Genomic DNA, 15,956 nt, shown 5'->3' on the forward strand with positions numbered 1-15,956 from the left:
AGGGGACGCATATGAACGCAGTAAACGATTCTTTTCTTTCGGGCGCCGACTCGGGCGTGCTGCGCCTGATCACCGCGGGATCGGTGGACGACGGCAAGTCGACGCTGATCGGCCGCCTGCTGTATGACAGCAAGGGCGTGTTCGCCGACCAGCTCGACGCCATCTCGCGCGCCAAGTACAAGCGCGTGGCCGAGGGCGGCATCGACTTCTCCCTGCTCACGGATGGCCTGGAGGCCGAGCGCGAGCAGGGCATCACCATCGACGTGGCCTATCGCTATTTCTCGACCCCGGCGCGCAAGTTCATCATCGCCGACGCGCCCGGCCACGAGCAGTACACCCGCAACATGGTGACCGGCGCATCGACCGCCGACGTGGCCGTGATCCTGATCGACGCCACCCGCGCCGCCGATGGCAAGCTGCTGCCGCAGACCAAGCGCCACAGCACCATCGCCCGCCTGCTGGGCATCCGCCACATCGTGGTGGCCGTCAACAAGATGGACCTGGTGGATTGGGACCCGGCCGTGTTCGAGCGTATCCGCGCCGCCTATGCCGACCTGGCGGGCAAGCTCGGCATCGCTCACTTCGACGCGCTGCCGTTGTCGGCGCTGAACGGCGACAACGTGGTGACGCGGTCGGACAAGACGCCTTGGTACTCGGGGCAACCGCTGCTGACGTTGCTGGAGTCGCTGGATCTGAGCGGCGACGGCGGCGCGGGTCCGCTGCGCTTTCCGGTGCAGTGGGTGGCGCGCCACGATGGCAATCGCAAGGACGATTTCCGCGGCTATGCCGGCCGCATCGCCAGCGGCGTGCTGCGTCCCGGCGACGAGATCGCGGTGCAGCCGTCGGGCGTGACCGCGCGCGTGCAGGAAGTGCGGTTGTTCGATCGGGCACTCGATGAAGCGGTGGCGGGCGACTCGGTCACGCTGGTGCTGGACCGCGACGTCGATGTCTCGCGCGGCGACGTGATCGTGCACGCGGCGGCGCCGGCGCAGGTCGCGCGCGAATTCGAGGCGGAGCTGTGCTGGCTCGATGCGCAGGCGCTCAACCCCGCGCGCAAGTATCTGCTCAAGCATGGCACGCGACTGACGTCGGCGAAGATCCGCGCGGTGCTCTCGCATCGCGACATCCACGAACTGCAGGAAGTGGAGAACACCGAAGGCACGCTGCGCATGAACGACATCGGTCGCGTTGCATTCACCACGCGCGAGTCGTTGGCGGTCGATCGATACGCCGATGTGCCCGCCACCGGCGCCTTCATCCTGATCGACGAAGCCACGCATCAGACCGCGGCGGCAGGCATGCTTCGGTAAACCGCAAGTCGGGGCGGGAAGGGCCCGCCCCGCACCGGTTTTTGGGTGTTGTTTTTATTCCAAACCCAATGCCGGCGCGGGTTTCCGGGCGATATCGCAACATGAAATCGAATTGTCCGGACGCCGTCTTCGTCTTGCGGTAAAGTGGGGCTGTCTTACGAAAAGGCTTTTGGTGCTTGTCAAAACCACTGTGTTTTTGTACAGTTGTTTTCATGGCACGCACCGATCATTCTTTTCCCGCCGGTTCTGGGTCCCCGGCTGCCGCCCCCGCCGCCTTGCGCGGTCGGGGTGCGGTTACTAATGTTCGGCATCGCTTCCAGAAAGACGATCGCGTGCAAGTCGACGATGGCTGGTCCGCTTCGGGCCTCCCGGCCGATTTCGTTGATGCCGTCCCCAATACTTCCGTCATCCCCATCCTGCCCGATGTCCGCCGGGCGCCTGCGGCCCCCAAGACCACCGTCACCGCCGAAGAAGCCCGCAAGATCCTGTCGCGCAACGATTCGCCCGACATCCCCTTCGACGTGGCCGTCAATCCCTACCGTGGCTGCGAGCATGGCTGCGTCTATTGCTACGCCCGTCCCACCCATTCCTACCTGGGCTATTCCCCCGGCCTCGATTTCGAGACGCGGCTGGTGGCCAAGGCCAACGCCGTAGAGGCGCTGCGGGCGGAAATCAGCCGTCCTGGCTACAAGCCGTCGCCCATCAACATCGGATCGGCCACCGACGCCTACCAGCCCATCGAGCGCGACTGGCGCCTGACGCGCGGCATGCTCGAGCTGATGCTCGAGACCCGCCACCCCCTCACCATCGTCACCAAGAACGCCCTGGTGGCGCGCGACCTCGACCTCCTGGCGGCGTTGGCCGAACAGAACCTCGTGGTCGTCTACATGAGCATCACCACGCTGGACGCCGACATGGCCCGCACGCTCGAGCCGCGCGCCGCGGCGCCGTGGCGCCGCCTGGAGGCCGTGCGCAGCCTGACCGCCGCCGGCGTGCCGGTCGGCGTGCTGGTGGCGCCCGTGATCCCCTTCATCAACGATGACGCCATGGAACACATCCTGCAGGAGTCCAAGGCGGCCGGTGCGCACTACGCCAGCTACACCGTCATCCGCCTGCCCTGGGAAGTCAAAACGCTGTTCGAGGACTGGCTCAACGCCCATTTCCCCGACCGTGCGCAGCGCGTGCTCCACCGTATCGAAGACCTGCGCAACGGCCGCCGCAACGATCCCAACTTCGGTTCGCGCATGCGGGGCACCGGCATCTGGGCCGACCTGCTGCGCCAGCGCTTCGCCGTGGCCACCCGCAAGCTTGGCCTGAACCGCCACCGGCTTGCCCTCGACTGCGACCGTTTCCTGGCCCCGGCGCCCGCCGGTGGTTCGGCCGCCTTGTTCCCGCCAGCCGCTGCCGGCGCTCCCGTTTTCCCATCCCCGGCTGACGCGAAAGCGTCTTCAGGGGTCCCTTTTGCCAGTGCCTTGCCGGTTGCCGGCGCCTACGGGCGCGGCGCGCGCCAGTTGCGCGCGATGGTCGCCGGGCAGTTGTCGTTGTTCGATTGACCCACGGCCCAGCCTTGGGTCGCCGCCGCGGCGTGTCGCCGCGGTTCTTGATCGCGTTATTAGGAGTTCCTCATGAACACCGCTCAGCTTTCCGTCCTGCCGGATGATCTCGCCGTTGTTTCCCTGACGCCGCTGCGCCGTGCGGCGCAACGCGCCCGCGCCATCTATGCGCGCTTCGCGGGGCTGGCCATGCCCGGGTCGGCCACGCCGGCGAGCAGCCATGCGAGGGGCGCCGTATCCATCGATCTTGCGGTGCCCGCCGCTGACGGCGTGGCGACGCCCGCGGAAGTCGAGCCGCGCAAGCGGGCGGGCACGCTGCCCGGCCGGTGGCCGTTTCCGCCGGCGGCGGTCGACGCCCTGCCGGTCGGCAACGTCGTCCAGGCGCCCCGCGAGCGCAGCCTGGGCAACGCCACGGTCGAACCGGTGTCGGATCAGGTCAGCGTGAAAAGCATGGTCGTGGACGTGGTGCTGGTGCTGGCGTGGGGCGCGATGATTCCCGCCCTCATGTGGTTGGGCGTGGCCGGCGGCTTTTGAGAGCAGGCCGGCGCCGGAGTCCGAAACCGGCAGGATGGCTGCACGGAAGGTGGCGCCGGTTCCAGCACCGGGCCGGGGCTTTTCAGGTCGAGCCCAGCAGCACGACGCCCGCCAGGATCGACAGGCAGCCCGCAAGACGGCCGGGGCCGACTTTCTCGCGCAGCAGGAACATGCCTGCCAGCGTGCCCAGCATCATCGACATTTCCCGCGCCGGCGCCACCAGGCTCAGCGGCGCGCCATTGCGCAGCGCATACAGCACCAGGATGTAGCCCAGTGGCGACAACAGTCCCACCGCCAGGGCCAGATGCCAGTGGCCGCGCATCAGTTCCCACGCCTGCGCGCGGCGCTTTACCATGTGCGGGGTCATCATCGCCGTGCGGGTGACACAGGTGAACCAGTCGAACAGCACCGGGCTGATCAGCAGCACCTTGACGCCATAGGCATCCACCACGGTGTAGGCGGCGATGAACAGGCCGATCACCATGCCCCAGCGCACGCCCACCCAGGCCTGCGCGTTGCGGAAGATCGCCAGCCGTCCCTGGGTGGCGATCAGCAGCACCCCGATCACCACGCAGAGCATGCCGGCAATGCCGGTGGCGGTGGCCGGTTCGCGCAGCAGCAGGAAGGCGCCAGTCGTGGAGAGCAGGGGGCCGGTGCCCCGGGCGATCGGGTACACCACAGACAGGTCGGCCACCTGATAGCCGCGCTGCAGGCACAGGCTGTAGCCCAGATGCAACAGGCTGGATGTCAGGATCGCCCCCACCACGGGCCAGGTCCAGGTCATGCCGTCGTGCAGCAGCACCCAGATCACCCACGGCGCATACAGTACCGAAGCGCACAGGCCGTAGGCGAACACGAACGGAGCGCCCACCATGGCCGCGCGCTTGGCAAGCAGATTCCACGTTGCGTGGGCCATCGCCGCCAGGACGACCAATAACAGGGACGAGTACGACATGAGGGGAACAGCGTCTTATGACGTGTTTGTTACAGAAACCGCTAGGGTACCGCAAACCTGCGGGCAGGGCGCCATGTTACCTGAGGCATCCGCCAATTTTTGGTGTAGAATCATTGGTTTGCCAAATCTCATCCTCTGCTTGCGGTACATGGCCTGGCCTTTTTGGCAGGCGTGAACAACATCGAACGGCAAAGCGCTTTAGTCCGCAAAGGCATGATGATCTAGGAGTTCTCAATGAACCTTATCGCTATCCTGGAACAGGAAGAGATTGCCCGCCTGACCGGCGGCCAAGCCAAGCCTGAATTTGCTCCCGGTGACACCGTCATCGTGAGCGTGAACGTCGTTGAAGGCACCCGCAAGCGCGTGCAGGCCTTCGAAGGCGTCGTGATCGCCAAGCGCAACCGCGGCCTGAACTCCGCGTTTACCGTGCGCAAGATTTCGTCGGGTGAAGCCGTGGAACGTACGTTCCAGCTCTACTCGCCGCAAATCGCCGGCATCGAAGTCAAGCGCCGCGGCGACGTGCGCCGCGCCAAGCTGTACTACCTGCGCAACCGCTCGGGCAAGTCGGCGCGTATCAAGGAAAAGCTGGTCAGCAAGCAAGCCTCGGCGGCTTGATCGCTTATCGGCACACGGCCCCACCAGTGTCGGACGCACACGCCATCCAGCGTTTTCGTTCGGCACGGGTTTCCGGGTTAAAAAGGCACCTGCGAGGGTGCCTTTTTCTTTTTTGAAAAGCCGTATGTCTGATTCCTCGTCTTCCGCTCGGCCGCGACGGCCATTGGCGCGCCCCGGATTTGATCCGGCGTCGCAACCCTGGGTCGTCGCCAACGATTCTCTGCCGGCGGTGCCGTCCGGCCTGCTCACGCCCGACCAGCTGCGCGGCACGCTCAGCCAGCCTTCCACCTGGACGCTTGAGCTCTCGCGCGACAACGATCTGCGCTATCCCGGCCGCGAAGGCGCGCCGGTGCCGGCGGCCGTGCTGATTCCGCTGGTGACCCGTGATGACGGCGTGCACATCATGCTGACTCAGCGCGCGGCGCATTTGCATGATCACGCCGGCCAGATCAGCTTTCCGGGTGGCCGCATCGAGACCAGCGACGCCACCCCGATCGCCGCGGCGTTGCGCGAGGCACAGGAGGAAACCGGGCTGCCGGCCAACCACGTCGAGGTGTTGGGCAGCATGCCGCCGTACCTGACGGCCACCGGTTTCTCGATCATTCCCGTGGTGTCGCTGGTGACCCCGGGCTTCCAGTTGGCGCCGGACGCGTTCGAAGTGGCCGAGGTGTTCGAGGTGCCGCTGTCTTTCCTGATGGACCCGGCCAATCACCGCCTGTACGAGGCGCGGCTCGAGGATGGTCGGGTGCGCCACTATTACGGCATGCCCTATGGCCGCCACTTCATCTGGGGCGCCACCGCCGGCATGCTGCGCAACCTCTATCACCTGCTGCGCAACGGCTTGCAGCCGCGTTGACAAGGCGGGCGCGCGATTGCTGCGCCCCTCGTGCGCCGCCTCGCGGGTCGCTCAATACCGCTGTTGTCCCGCCAGGTTCTCGTCCAGGATGCGCAGATATAGCGCGTAGCGGGCCGGATCGATCGCGCCCGCGTCCAGCGCCGCGACCACGCCGCAGCCCGGCTCATGGCGATGGGTGCAGTTGTAGAAGCGGCAGGATTCGATCGGCTGGGTGAACTCCGGAAAGCCGCGGATGATGTCCTCGCGGCTCAGGTGTTGCAGGCCGAAGGCCTGGAACCCCGGCGAGTCGATCAGGTCGCCGCCCGGTGCGGGCAGGTGATAGAGGCGGGTGCTGGTGGTGGTGTGCTTGCCCATGTCCAGCGCGGTCGAGTGCTCGCGGGTGGGCGCGGCGGCGTCCGGCACCAGCGCGTTCAGCAGCGTCGACTTGCCCATGCCGCTCTGTCCCAGCAGCAGGTTGGTGCGGCCGGCCAGGCGCGGCGCCAGCAGCGTGTGGACCTTTTCGGGTTCGAGCGCGCTCAGTTCGATGATGTCCACGCCGAGCGCGGCGATTGGCGCCAGGCGGGCGCGGGCCGCGGGCAGGGCGTCGACGATGTCGGTCTTGTTCAGGATGATCAACGGCGCGATGCCGGCGCTCCAGGCGCCGGCCAGCGCGCGGCCGGTGAGATCGTCGGAGAAGGTCGGCTGCACCGCCACCACGATCAGCAACTGGTCGACGTTGGAGGCGAACTGCTTGGACCGCATTTCGTCGGAGCGGTACAGCAGATTGCGCCGCGGCAGGATCGCATCGATGGCGCCCTCGTCCAGACCCTGGGGCGTGATGCGGACGCGGTCGCCGACTGTCGCGCCGGCTTTCTTGCCGCGGGGGAAGCACTTGCGCAGGCTGCCATCGGCCAGCTCGACGGTGTAGTGACGGCCATGCGCCGCGATGATGCGGCCTTCGTTGGCGGCGTCGCCGCGCCCGCCCGCCTGGGGCGCGTCCTGGAAGGCGGTCTTGTTCCGGTCGTTCATGCTCATGCCGCGGGCGCCGTCAGGTGGCGGATGCGCACGGCGGCGGGGGGGTGGCTGTCGTAGAAGGCGGAGTGCACGGGATCGGGCGTCAGGGTGGCAGCGTTGTCGTCGTAGAGTTTGACCAGGGCGGAGACAAGGCGATCGGGCGAGCTCTGCTCGGCCGCGTAGCGGTCGGCCTCGAACTCGTCGCGGCGCGAATACCAACTGGCCAGCGGCGTGAAGACGAAGGTGAAAACAGGGATGGCCAGGAAGAACAGCAGCAGCGCCATGGCGTCGTTGCGGCCGCCCAGTTGGGGCAGCACCCCCAGGCCGACGTAGAACCAGGGTTGCTGGGCGACCCAGCCCAGGATGGCGAAAAAGCCCAGCGCGGCGGCGAAGCTGAAGACGATGCGCTTGATGATGTGGCGCTTGGCGAAATGGCCCAGTTCGTGGGCCAGCACGGCCTCGATCTCGTCGGCGTTCAGGCGCGCCAGCAGCGTGTCGAAGAACACGATGCGGCGCGAGCGGCCGAAGCCGGTGAAATAGGCGTTGCCGTGGGCGGAACGGCGCGAGCCGTCCATCACGAACAGGCCGTTGAGCGCAAAGCCGCAGCGCTGCGCCAGGCGCTGGATACGGCCGGCCAGCTCCGGATCGGACAGTGGCGTGAATTTGTTGAACAGCGGCGCGATGAACATCGGATAGACGATGAGCAGCGCCAGGTTGAACACCGTCCACAGCGCCCAGGCCCAGATCCACCAGTACTGCCCTGCGCTGCCCATCAGCCACAGCACCGCGGCCGCCAGCGGTAGCCCCAGCACCGCCGCCACCAGCAGCCCCTTGGCCGCGTCGGAGATGAACAGCTCGGGCGTCATGCGGTTGAAACCGAAGCGGGCTTCCAGCTTGAATTGCCGCCACAGCGTGAAGGGCAACCCCAGCAGGCCCAGCAGCAGCGCCACGGCCACCAGCAGCAACATCTGGCGCAGGAAGTCGTTGCTGGTAAGCTGGCCTACCCACAGGTCGATGACCTGCAGGCCGCCCATCAGCGTCAGGCAGATCAGCAGGATGGCATCATAGGTGCGTTCGAACATGCCCAGCCTGACCCTGGCGACCGTGTAATCGGCGGCGCGCTGATGGCTCGCCAGGCCGATCCGGTGGGAGAATTCCGGCGGCACCTGGTCGCGATGGCGCGCCACGTGGCGGATCTGGCGACTGGCCAGCCACATGCGCACGGCAATATCGGTCAGCAGGAAGGCAACGAACAGCAATGTGAACATGGGCGATGCGGCCGGCTCAAATGGGTATGTGCGAAAATCGCGGGTTTGAAAATCGCGTCTTTTATAGGCAAATTATATGGCTGTGAACGAAAACCGCCTGGTCTGGCTCGACATGGAAATGACCGGCCTGGACCCTGAAAAAGAACGCATCATCGAGGTCGCCGTGGTGGTGACCGAGGCCGACCTGACCGTGGTCGCCGAAGGCCCCGTGCTGGTTGTGCACCAGTCCGACAGCCTGCTCGACGCCATGGACAACTGGAACAAATCCACTCATGGCAAGAGCGGCCTGATCGACAAGGTCCGCGCATCGACAATTTCCGAGGCGCAGGCAGAGGATACGCTGTTGGCGTTTCTTGCGCAGCACGTGCCGGCCGGCAAGTCGCCTCTGTGCGGCAACACCATCAGCCAGGACCGCCGATTCATGTTTGCTTACATGCCGCGCCTGGAACAGTTCTTCCACTACCGCAACCTGGATGTCAGCACGCTCAAGGAACTGGCGCGCCGCTGGGCGCCGGCCGTGTACAAGGGTTTCGAGAAGAAGAGCCGTCACGAGGCGTTGGCCGACATCTATGAATCGATCGACGAACTGAAGTATTACCGCGAACACTTCCTGAAGGTGTAAACCGCCCCGACGTGGCGGCCTCGCCCGCCAATCGCCATGCCAAGCTCCCATCCCGTCGCCCGGATCCGGGCCGCCGAGCGCCAGGCATTGGCCGAGGGCCGGCGCCTGATGCCGCTGGCGGGCGCCGCCGCGGCCCGCTTCGTGGCCGCGCGCGTGCCGCCCGGCGCCTCGGTGCTGGCGCTGGCCGGGCCCGGCAACAATGGCGGCGATGCCCTGGTGGCGGCGACGGACCTGCGGCAAATGGGGTTTGAGGTGCGGGTCGTGATGCCCAAGGGCGCGCAGGGCCTGCCCGCCGACGCCGCCCGCGCCTACGCGGGTTGGATCGCCGCAGGCGGTTCGACCGAAATCGCCCTCGACTCGCAGCGGGCGCCGGATCTGGTCATCGATGGGCTGTTTGGTATCGGCCTGAACCGTCCCCTGGGGGCTGATTGGCAGGCGCTGGTCGATCAGGTCAATGGCTGGGGAGTGCCGATCCTGGCGCTTGACGTGCCCAGCGGCCTGGATGCCGACACCGGGGCGAGGCTGGGGCGCCCGATCCTTGCTCGTTGGACACTATCTTTCATCGCCCGGGCCAGGGGCCTCACTCAGCCCGGCGCGGCGCTTGCCGTTGGCGAATCCCATGTTGACGCGTTGGGCGTGGCGATACCGCAAGCCGGCGACGGCGGCTGAGCCGCTGTCTTACGCCGGACGTCCGCCGAAGCGCGTGGCGATGTCGGCGGCCAGTGGCACGTAGCGTTCGTTGTCGCGGCCGGCCAGGGCGCCCAGGTGGGCTTCCGAGGCGTCGAACACCTGCCAGTAGATGCGGCCGCAGAGTTCGCGCGCCGCGTGGCCGGGCCAGTTATCCGGCAGCATCGGGCCGGGTAGCTGCGGATCGTGCAACACGATCCGGCGCCAATTGTGCAGCAGCATGACCCGCGCGATGAACGCGTCGGAAGGCGTTGGCGGCGTTTCCAGCAGTTTTTCCAGTGGCCCGAAATTCCGGCTGAACTGCCGGTATTGCTCGGCCACGTCTTCCAGGTTCCAGCATTGCGACGCGAGGCTCGCGATCGGCAGGCCGCCGGCGCCCGCCAGATCGCGCGCCGACAGCACCAGCGCCTTGTCCGGAATGCCCAGCTTTTCGAGGATGTCGTGCGCCGCGCGCGCCTCGGTGTGCGGATGGGCGAACAGCCCGGGCGCGACCATGCCGAATCCTTCCCACACCAGCTCGCGACGCAGTTCCGCGCGCTCGGCCAGGCCATTGCCAGTGCGCGGTAGCGCCACCAGCGTCCATTCTCCGCTCCACTCCCGCGGCGCGCCTTCGTAAATGCGCTGCGACGCATGCGCCGTGTGGCGCAGGCCCTGCTCGGAGATCAGATACAGGCTGCGGCGGCCATGGCGTTCGGATTGCAGCCAGTTCTGCGCGACCAGCCGGAACACGCTGGTGCGCAGCAGGCGCTCGTTGATGCCCAGGGGCGCCAGCAATTCGATCAGGTCGCCGAGCCAGATGGCGCCGCCATGGGGCGCCAGGGCGTCCCCCAGCAAGCTGACGCAAAGCGATTTGGCGCGCGGTGGATCGCTCTTGATGAGGCGGGACAGGTAACGGTCCAGGGGCGACTGAGGGTTTGCCATAAGGGGGGCCGCAAGGGGCCGATATCGGGATCCTCAATATGATACATAAATCCAATGTGATACAGATTTGAGTTTGACAATGGATTTTTTGTATTAAATAATCCGCCTATGACATGACGGCCCTGCGCGGCGTTTGCTTTGCGCTATCGCAAACCGTCTCAAGGAGACAACCATGTACGCTCAACTCGTCGAAACCGGCGTCAAGCAGGTCAAGACCGCGGACCAGCTCGAAGGCCGTGAACAGACGTTCCAGCGCCGCATCGACGAAGGCGTGCGGATCGAGGCCAAGGACTGGATGCCCGAGGCCTACCGCAAGACCCTGGTGCGCCAGATCTCGCAGCACGCCCACTCCGAAATCGTGGGCATGCTGCCCGAAGGCAACTGGATCACGCGCGCCCCGTCGCTCAAGCGCAAGGCCATCCTGCTGGCCAAGGTGCAGGACGAAGCCGGCCACGGCCTCTACCTCTACAGCGCCGCCGAGACCCTGGGCGTGTCGCGCGACGACCTGATCGACGACCTGCATGCCGGCCGCGCCAAGTACTCCAGCATCTTCAATTACCCCACGCTCAGTTGGGCCGATATCGGCATGATCGGCTGGCTGGTCGACGGCTCGGCCATCATCAACCAGATCCCGCTGTGCCGTTGCTCCTACGGTCCCTACGCCCGCGCCATGGTGCGCGTCTGTAAGGAGGAGTCCTTCCACCAGCGCCAGGGCTACGACCTGCTGATGCAGATGTGCCTGCACGGCACGCCCGAACAGAAGGCCATGGTGCAGGACTCGCTGAACCGCTGGTGGTGGCCGGCGCTGATGATGTTCGGCCCCTCCGACGCCGACTCCCCCAACAGCGCCCAGTCGATGGCCTGGAAGATCAAGCTGTTCTCCAACGACGAACTGCGCCAGAAGATGGTCGACCAGACCGTGCCGCAGGCCGAATACCTGGGCCTGACCATTCCCGATCCCGAACTGAAGTGGAACGCCGAGCGCGGCCACTACGACTTCGGCGAAATCGACTGGGCCGAGTTCTACGCCGTGCTAAAGGGCAATGGCCCGTGCAACCGCGAGCGCCTGGCGGCGCGCGTCAAGGCGCACGAAGACGGCGCCTGGGTGCGCGAGGCGCTGGTCGCCTACGCCGACAAGCAGGCCGAGCGCAAGGCGGCCTGAGCCTTGGCCGGGCTGCGCCCGGCCTTCCAACTCCTTACCCATCCAATACCCGGGGCGCCACGCGCGCCCGGCATCCGAGGATATCCATCATGAGCAAAGACTGGCCTCTGTGGGAAGTGTTCATCCGCAGCCAGCACGGCCTGGCGCACAAGCACGTCGGCAGCCTGCACGCGCCCGACGCCGAAATGGCGATCAACCACGCCCGCGACGTCTACACCCGCCGCAACGAAGGCCTGAGCATCTGGGTGGTGCGGGCTTCCGACATTTCCGCCAGCAGCCCGGGCGACAAGGATCCCTTGTTCGAGCCGGCCAACAGCAAGGTCTACCGGCATCCCACGTTCTTTCCGATGCCTGAAGAAATCAAGCACATGTAAGGCGGCGGGGGAGACATGGACAAGACTTTCTTCGAATACCTGCTGCGCCTGGGCGACACCACGCTGATCCTGTCGCAACGCCTGGGCGCCTGGACCGGCCACGGCCCGATCCTGGAAGAGGACCTGGCGCTGACCAACACCGCGCTCGACCTGCTGGGCCAGGCCCGCATGTGGCTGACGCTGGCCGGCGAGGTGGAAGGCGCCGGCCGCGACGAGGACGCGCTGGCCTATCTGCGCGATGCCCATCAGTTCCACAATGCGCTGCTGGTCGAACGGCCCAACGGCAACTATGCCGACACCATGGCGCGCCAGTTCCTGTTCGACGTCTGGCACTACTTCCTCTTGCAGCGCCTGGCGCAATCGTCGGACGAGCGCGTGGCCGGCATCGCCGCCAAGTCGCTCAAGGAAGTGACCTACCACGTGCGCCGTTCGTCGGACATGGTGGTGCGCCTGGGCGATGGCACCGAGACCAGCCACGCCAGGATGCAGGCGGCGATCGACGACGCCTGGCGCTTCACCGGCGAGCTGTTCACCGACGACGCGATCGACCAGGACATGGCGGCGCGCGGCATCGGCTGTGAGCTGGCCGCGCTGCGCGCGCCGTGGGAACAGCATGTGCGCGAAGTGCTCGAGGAAGCCACGCTGACCGTGCCGGAGGCGGCCGCGGCCGATCACCCGGCCCACCGTGGCGGTCGCCAGGGCCGTCACACCGAGGAACTGGGCTACGTGCTGGCGGAAATGCAGTACCTGCCGCGCGCCTATCCGGGAGCCAAGTGGTGAACGCCGTCGTGCCCGTGTCCATCGAGCAGGTCTACGCCTGGCTGCAGGAGGTCCCCGATCCGGAGATCCCCGTGCTGTCGGTGGTGGACCTGGGCGTGGTGCGGGACGTCGCGTTCGAGGGCGACGCCTGCGTCGTCGTCATCACGCCGACCTACTCCGGCTGCCCCGCGATGCGCGAGATCACCGAAGACATCCGCCAGGTGCTGGCGCGCCACGGCATCGGCGAGGTGCGCGTCGAGACGCGCCTGTCGCCCGCCTGGACCACCGACTGGATGAGCGAGAAGGGCCGCGCCGCGCTCAAGGACTATGGCATCGCCGCGCCCGCGCAACAGGCCATCGACATCTCGGGCATCAGCCGGCGCAATGCCGGGCCCGCCATCGAGTGCCCGCGCTGCGGTTCGCGCGACACGCGCCTGGTCAGCAATTTCGGATCGACCTCGTGCAAGGCGCTGTACCGCTGCGTAAGCTGCCGCGAGCCGTTCGATTACTTCAAGACTCACTGAGAGTGGTTTCGAGAATGAGCCTGAACCAATTCCACCCCCTGAAAGTGGCCTCGGTGGCGCGCAACACGCGCGACGCGGTGGTCGTGACATTCGACCTGCCCGACACGCTGGCCGATGAATTCGCCTTCCTGCCGGGCCAATATTTGACGCTGCGCACGCAGCTCAACGGCGAGGAACTGCGCCGTTCCTATTCGATCTGTTCGGCGCCGCGCGACAAGCTGCTGCGCGTGGCGATCAAGAAGGTCGACGAGGGCGTTTTCTCGAGCTGGGCCAACCACGAGCTGCAGCCGGGCCAGACCCTGGAAGTGATGGCGCCGGCCGGCAACTTCACCGTCGACTTCTCGCCTGAAAACCAGCGCCACTACGTGGCATTCGCCGTCGGCAGCGGCATCACCCCGGTGTTCTCGCTGGTCAAGACCGCGCTGTCGACGGAGCCGAACAGCAAGTTCACCTTGTTCTTCGGCAACCGCGCCTCGTCGGCCGTGCTGTTCCGCGAAGAGATCGAGGACCTGAAGAACCTGTACATGGACCGCTTCTCGCTGGTCTACGTCATGAGCCGCGAAACCCAGGATATCGAGCTGTTCAACGGCCGCCTGGACGGCGACAAGGTCGACCAGTTGATGTCGGCCTGGATGAGCCCCGAGGATATCGACTACGCTTTTGTCTGCGGTCCGCAGACCATGACCGAGAGCGTGGTCGAGCGGCTGCAGGCCCGCGGCATTCCGAAGGCGAACATCAAGTTCGAACTGTTCGGCGCCCCGAAGGGGCCGCGCGCGTTGCGCACGGGGCAGGACGCCCGCCAGGCGCCCGGCAAGGGCCAGTGCGAGGTGACCGTGGTGCAGGACGGCCACAGCCGCAAGTTCGTGATCGACAAGAACAAAGACAGCGTGCTGGATTCGGCGCTGGCGCAAGGCATCGAGCTGCCGTATTCGTGCAAGGGCGGGGTGTGTTCCACCTGCCGCTGCAAGGTGGTCGAGGGCGAAGTGGACATGGATGCCAACTTCGCCCTGGAAGACTACGAAGTGGCGCGAGGCTTTATCCTGAGCTGCCAGAGCTTTCCGGTCAGCGACCGCCTGGTGATCGACTTCGACCAGGAAACCTGACCCGGCGCGCGCCAGTCAGACCCCCATTCCATTTGGAGAGACGCAGTGTCCCAGAAATTCTTCGAACGCCATCAGCCCCTGCTGGAACAAGCCCTGGCCGCCGCCGCGCTACGCGGCTACTGGAGCCCGTTCGCCGAGTCGCCCAGCCCCCGCAACTATGGCGAGACCGCCAATGACGACGGCCGCGCCGCCTTCGAGGCGCTGCGCGGCAAGCCGTTCCCGCTGAACCTGCATGACGCCGACGGCACCGTCGGCGGCGAAAAGTCGCCCTACGGCTTCGACCTGGGCATCACCTATCCGCACGTGCCCGCCGCCAAGCTGGTGGCCGCATCCAAGCGCGCGCTGCAGGACTGGCGCCGCGCCGGCCCGCAGGCCTGGGTGGGCGTGTCGCTGGAAATCCTGGCGCGCCTGAACAAGCTGAGCTTCGAGATGGCCTACGCCGTGCAGCACACCACCGGCCAGGGCTTCATGATGGCCTTCCAGGCCGGCGGCCCGCACGCGCAGGACCGCGGCTTCGAGGCCGTGGCCTACGCCTGGCAGGAAATGTCGCGCATCCCCGGCGTCGCCATCTGGGAAAAGCCGCAGGGCAAGAACGATCCCATCCGCATGGAAAAGCACTTCACCGTGGTGCCGCGCGGCGTGGCGCTGGTGATCGGCTGCTCGACCTTCCCGACCTGGAACGGCTACCCCGGCCTGTTCGCCAGCCTGGCGACCGGCAACACCGTCATCGTCAAGCCGCACCCGGGCGCGATCCTGCCGCTGGCGCTGACCGTCAAGGTGGCGCGCGAAGTGCTGCAGGAAGCCGGCTTCGACCCGGACGTGGTGCTGCTGGCCGCGCATACCGCCGAGGAAGACACCGCGCGCCAGCTCGCGCTGGATCCCGCGGTCAAGATCATCGACTTTACCGGCAGCACCGCCAACGGCGACTGGCTGGAGAACAATGCCCGCCAGGCGCTGGTCTACACCGAGAAGGCCGGCGTCAACCAGGTCATCATCGATTCGGCCGCCGATCTGAAGGGCGTGGCGCGCAACCTGGCATTCTCGCTGGCGTTGTATTCGGGCCAGATGTGCACGGCGCCGCAGAACATCTACGTGCCGCGCGACGGCATCCAGACGCCGGAAGGCCGCGTCAGCTTCGATGAGGTCGCCGCCGCCCTGGGCGCCGCGGTCGACAAGCTCGGCGCCGACGCCGCCAAGGCCGTCGAGCTGACCGGCGCGATCCAGAACGAAGGCATCGTCGAACGCATCGAGAAGGCGCGCGCGCTGGGCCTGCCGGTGGTGGCCGACAGCAAGACGCTGACGCACCCGCAGTTCGAGAACGCCCGCGTGCGCACGCCGCTGCTGCTGCGCACCGAGGCCGGCAACCCCGCCATCAGCCAGGAATGGTTCGGCCCGATCGCCTTCGTGGTCGCCACCGATTCCACCGCGCACAGCATCCAGATCGCGCGCGACAGCGTGATCGAGCACGGCGCGCTGTCGCTGTCGGCCTACACCACCAGCAACGAGGTGGCCGAGCAGGTGCAGGAAGCGGCGGAAGAGTCCGGCGTGTCGCTGTCGCTGAACCTGACCGGCGCGGTGTTCGTCAACCAGACCGCGGCATTCAGCGACTTCCACGGCACCGGCGCCAATCCGGCGGCCAATGCGGCGCTGTCCGACTCGGCCTACGTGTCCAACCGCTTCCGCGTGGTGCAGACGCGCCGCCATATTTGAACGGTGGAAC

17 protein-coding genes are annotated in these 15,956 nt (G+C 66.7%); 13 read left to right on the plus strand and 4 right to left on the minus strand.

The window, feature by feature from the left end; genetic code table 11:
- Positions 1-11: 11 nt before the first annotated feature.
- The 3 genes from ACUDCK_RS07285 to ACUDCK_RS07295 all read left to right on the plus strand — a co-directional run bounded on the left by ACUDCK_RS07285 (position 12) and on the right by ACUDCK_RS07295 (position 3,397).
- Positions 12-1,310 (plus strand): sulfate adenylyltransferase subunit 1, encoded by a 1,299-nt coding sequence (locus ACUDCK_RS07285; protein ID WP_054501439.1) that lies wholly within the window; start codon positions 12-14, stop codon positions 1,308-1,310.
- A gap of 212 nt (positions 1,311-1,522) precedes the next feature.
- Positions 1,523-2,863, plus strand: coding sequence for a PA0069 family radical SAM protein (locus ACUDCK_RS07290; RefSeq protein WP_054501438.1), 1,341 nt, complete (start codon positions 1,523-1,525; stop codon positions 2,861-2,863).
- A 72-nt stretch (positions 2,864-2,935) separates the two neighbouring features.
- Positions 2,936-3,397 (plus strand): hypothetical protein, encoded by a 462-nt coding sequence (locus ACUDCK_RS07295; protein WP_054501437.1) that lies wholly within the window; start codon positions 2,936-2,938, stop codon positions 3,395-3,397.
- An 82-nt stretch (positions 3,398-3,479) separates the two neighbouring features.
- Here the strand turns inward: ACUDCK_RS07295 and ACUDCK_RS07300 are convergent, their stop codons facing one another.
- Complete coding sequence (locus tag ACUDCK_RS07300; protein WP_054501436.1) at positions 3,480-4,352, minus strand: DMT family transporter; 873 nt, start codon at positions 4,350-4,352, stop codon at positions 3,480-3,482.
- Positions 4,353-4,586: 234 nt separating this feature from the next.
- Here ACUDCK_RS07300 and rplS point away from each other — a divergent pair, with 234 nt between their 5' ends.
- On the plus strand, positions 4,587-4,967 hold the full coding sequence (gene rplS / locus ACUDCK_RS07305; RefSeq protein WP_006218237.1) for a 50S ribosomal protein L19: 381 nt from the start codon (positions 4,587-4,589) through the stop codon (positions 4,965-4,967).
- Between the two features lie 124 nt (positions 4,968-5,091).
- Complete coding sequence (locus ACUDCK_RS07310; protein WP_054501435.1) at positions 5,092-5,823, plus strand: CoA pyrophosphatase; 732 nt, start codon at positions 5,092-5,094, stop codon at positions 5,821-5,823.
- Between the two features lie 51 nt (positions 5,824-5,874).
- Here the strand turns inward: ACUDCK_RS07310 and rsgA are convergent, their stop codons facing one another.
- Both rsgA and ACUDCK_RS07320 read right to left on the minus strand, forming a co-directional pair.
- Positions 5,875-6,837 (minus strand): ribosome small subunit-dependent GTPase A, encoded by a 963-nt coding sequence (gene rsgA, locus ACUDCK_RS07315; RefSeq protein WP_081273567.1) that lies wholly within the window; start codon positions 6,835-6,837, stop codon positions 5,875-5,877.
- Complete coding sequence (locus ACUDCK_RS07320; protein WP_054501434.1) at positions 6,834-8,084, minus strand: M48 family metallopeptidase; 1,251 nt, start codon at positions 8,082-8,084, stop codon at positions 6,834-6,836. Before ACUDCK_RS07320 ends, rsgA begins: the two co-directional genes overlap by 4 nt.
- A 76-nt stretch (positions 8,085-8,160) precedes the next feature.
- On the opposite strand from ACUDCK_RS07320, the gene orn reads away from it, so the two are divergent.
- Both orn and ACUDCK_RS07330 read left to right on the plus strand, forming a co-directional pair.
- Positions 8,161-8,706 carry an oligoribonuclease gene (gene orn / locus ACUDCK_RS07325; protein ID WP_026382789.1) on the plus strand — a complete coding sequence of 182 codons (546 nt, stop codon included), beginning with the start codon at positions 8,161-8,163 and terminating at the stop codon, positions 8,704-8,706.
- 36 nt (positions 8,707-8,742) lie between these two features.
- Entirely contained in the window at positions 8,743-9,375 is a 633-nt protein-coding gene (locus ACUDCK_RS07330) for an NAD(P)H-hydrate epimerase (RefSeq protein ID WP_175167623.1), read from the plus strand.
- A gap of 9 nt (positions 9,376-9,384) precedes the next feature.
- On the opposite strand, the gene paaX is transcribed toward ACUDCK_RS07330, so the two are convergent.
- A complete protein-coding gene (gene paaX / locus ACUDCK_RS07335; RefSeq protein WP_175167624.1) occupies positions 9,385-10,314 on the minus strand; it encodes a phenylacetic acid degradation operon negative regulatory protein PaaX in 930 nt (309 codons plus the stop codon).
- Between the two features lie 172 nt (positions 10,315-10,486).
- Between paaX and paaA the strand changes: the two genes are divergently transcribed.
- The 6 genes from paaA (at position 10,487) to paaN (ending at position 15,946) form a co-directional block, all read left to right on the plus strand.
- Complete coding sequence (paaA, locus tag ACUDCK_RS07340; protein ID WP_049072388.1) at positions 10,487-11,476, plus strand: 1,2-phenylacetyl-CoA epoxidase subunit PaaA; 990 nt, start codon at positions 10,487-10,489, stop codon at positions 11,474-11,476.
- Positions 11,477-11,565: 89 nt separating this feature from the next.
- Entirely contained in the window at positions 11,566-11,850 is a 285-nt protein-coding gene (gene paaB / locus ACUDCK_RS07345; RefSeq protein ID WP_006388300.1) for a 1,2-phenylacetyl-CoA epoxidase subunit PaaB, read from the plus strand.
- 15 nt (positions 11,851-11,865) lie between these two features.
- Positions 11,866-12,630, plus strand: coding sequence for a 1,2-phenylacetyl-CoA epoxidase subunit PaaC (paaC, locus tag ACUDCK_RS07350; RefSeq protein ID WP_144655013.1), 765 nt, complete (start codon positions 11,866-11,868; stop codon positions 12,628-12,630).
- Positions 12,627-13,133, plus strand: coding sequence for a 1,2-phenylacetyl-CoA epoxidase subunit PaaD (gene paaD / locus ACUDCK_RS07355; RefSeq protein WP_049077577.1), 507 nt, complete (start codon positions 12,627-12,629; stop codon positions 13,131-13,133). The genes paaC and paaD overlap by 4 nt, the downstream gene beginning before the upstream one ends.
- Positions 13,134-13,147: 14 nt before the next feature.
- Complete coding sequence (paaE, locus tag ACUDCK_RS07360; protein WP_054501431.1) at positions 13,148-14,236, plus strand: 1,2-phenylacetyl-CoA epoxidase subunit PaaE; 1,089 nt, start codon at positions 13,148-13,150, stop codon at positions 14,234-14,236.
- Between the two features lie 45 nt (positions 14,237-14,281).
- A complete protein-coding gene (gene paaN / locus ACUDCK_RS07365) occupies positions 14,282-15,946 on the plus strand; it encodes a phenylacetic acid degradation protein PaaN (RefSeq protein ID WP_049072390.1) in 1,665 nt (554 codons plus the stop codon).
- The last annotated feature ends 10 nt before the right edge of the window (positions 15,947-15,956 follow it).

The organism is Achromobacter sp. CF-sbj1-Ac2-l (assembly GCF_052698165.1).

Excerpts from the sequence above, each read along its gene's own strand:
- paaE (WP_054501431.1), top strand. The coding sequence starts at position 13,148 with ATGAGCCTGAACCAATTCCACCCCCTGAAAGTGGCCTCGGTGGCGCGC.
- ACUDCK_RS07330 (WP_175167623.1), top strand. The coding sequence starts at position 8,743 with ATGCCAAGCTCCCATCCCGTCGCCCGGATCCGGGCCGCCGAGCGCCAG.
- ACUDCK_RS07295 (WP_054501437.1), top strand. The coding sequence starts at position 2,936 with ATGAACACCGCTCAGCTTTCCGTCCTGCCGGATGATCTCGCCGTTGTT.
- paaC (WP_144655013.1), top strand. The coding sequence starts at position 11,866 with ATGGACAAGACTTTCTTCGAATACCTGCTGCGCCTGGGCGACACCACG.
- ACUDCK_RS07300 (WP_054501436.1), bottom strand. The coding sequence starts at position 4,352 with ATGTCGTACTCGTCCCTGTTATTGGTCGTCCTGGCGGCGATGGCCCAC.
- paaA (WP_049072388.1), top strand. The coding sequence starts at position 10,487 with ATGTACGCTCAACTCGTCGAAACCGGCGTCAAGCAGGTCAAGACCGCG.
- paaB (WP_006388300.1), top strand. The coding sequence starts at position 11,566 with ATGAGCAAAGACTGGCCTCTGTGGGAAGTGTTCATCCGCAGCCAGCAC.
- orn (WP_026382789.1), top strand. The coding sequence starts at position 8,161 with ATGGCTGTGAACGAAAACCGCCTGGTCTGGCTCGACATGGAAATGACC.
- rplS (WP_006218237.1), top strand. The coding sequence starts at position 4,587 with ATGAACCTTATCGCTATCCTGGAACAGGAAGAGATTGCCCGCCTGACC.
- rsgA (WP_081273567.1), bottom strand. The coding sequence starts at position 6,837 with ATGAGCATGAACGACCGGAACAAGACCGCCTTCCAGGACGCGCCCCAG.
- ACUDCK_RS07320 (WP_054501434.1), bottom strand. The coding sequence starts at position 8,084 with ATGTTCACATTGCTGTTCGTTGCCTTCCTGCTGACCGATATTGCCGTG.
- paaX (WP_175167624.1), bottom strand. The coding sequence starts at position 10,314 with ATGGCAAACCCTCAGTCGCCCCTGGACCGTTACCTGTCCCGCCTCATC.
- ACUDCK_RS07310 (WP_054501435.1), top strand. The coding sequence starts at position 5,092 with ATGTCTGATTCCTCGTCTTCCGCTCGGCCGCGACGGCCATTGGCGCGC.
- ACUDCK_RS07290 (WP_054501438.1), top strand. The coding sequence starts at position 1,523 with ATGGCACGCACCGATCATTCTTTTCCCGCCGGTTCTGGGTCCCCGGCT.
- ACUDCK_RS07285 (WP_054501439.1), top strand. The coding sequence starts at position 12 with ATGAACGCAGTAAACGATTCTTTTCTTTCGGGCGCCGACTCGGGCGTG.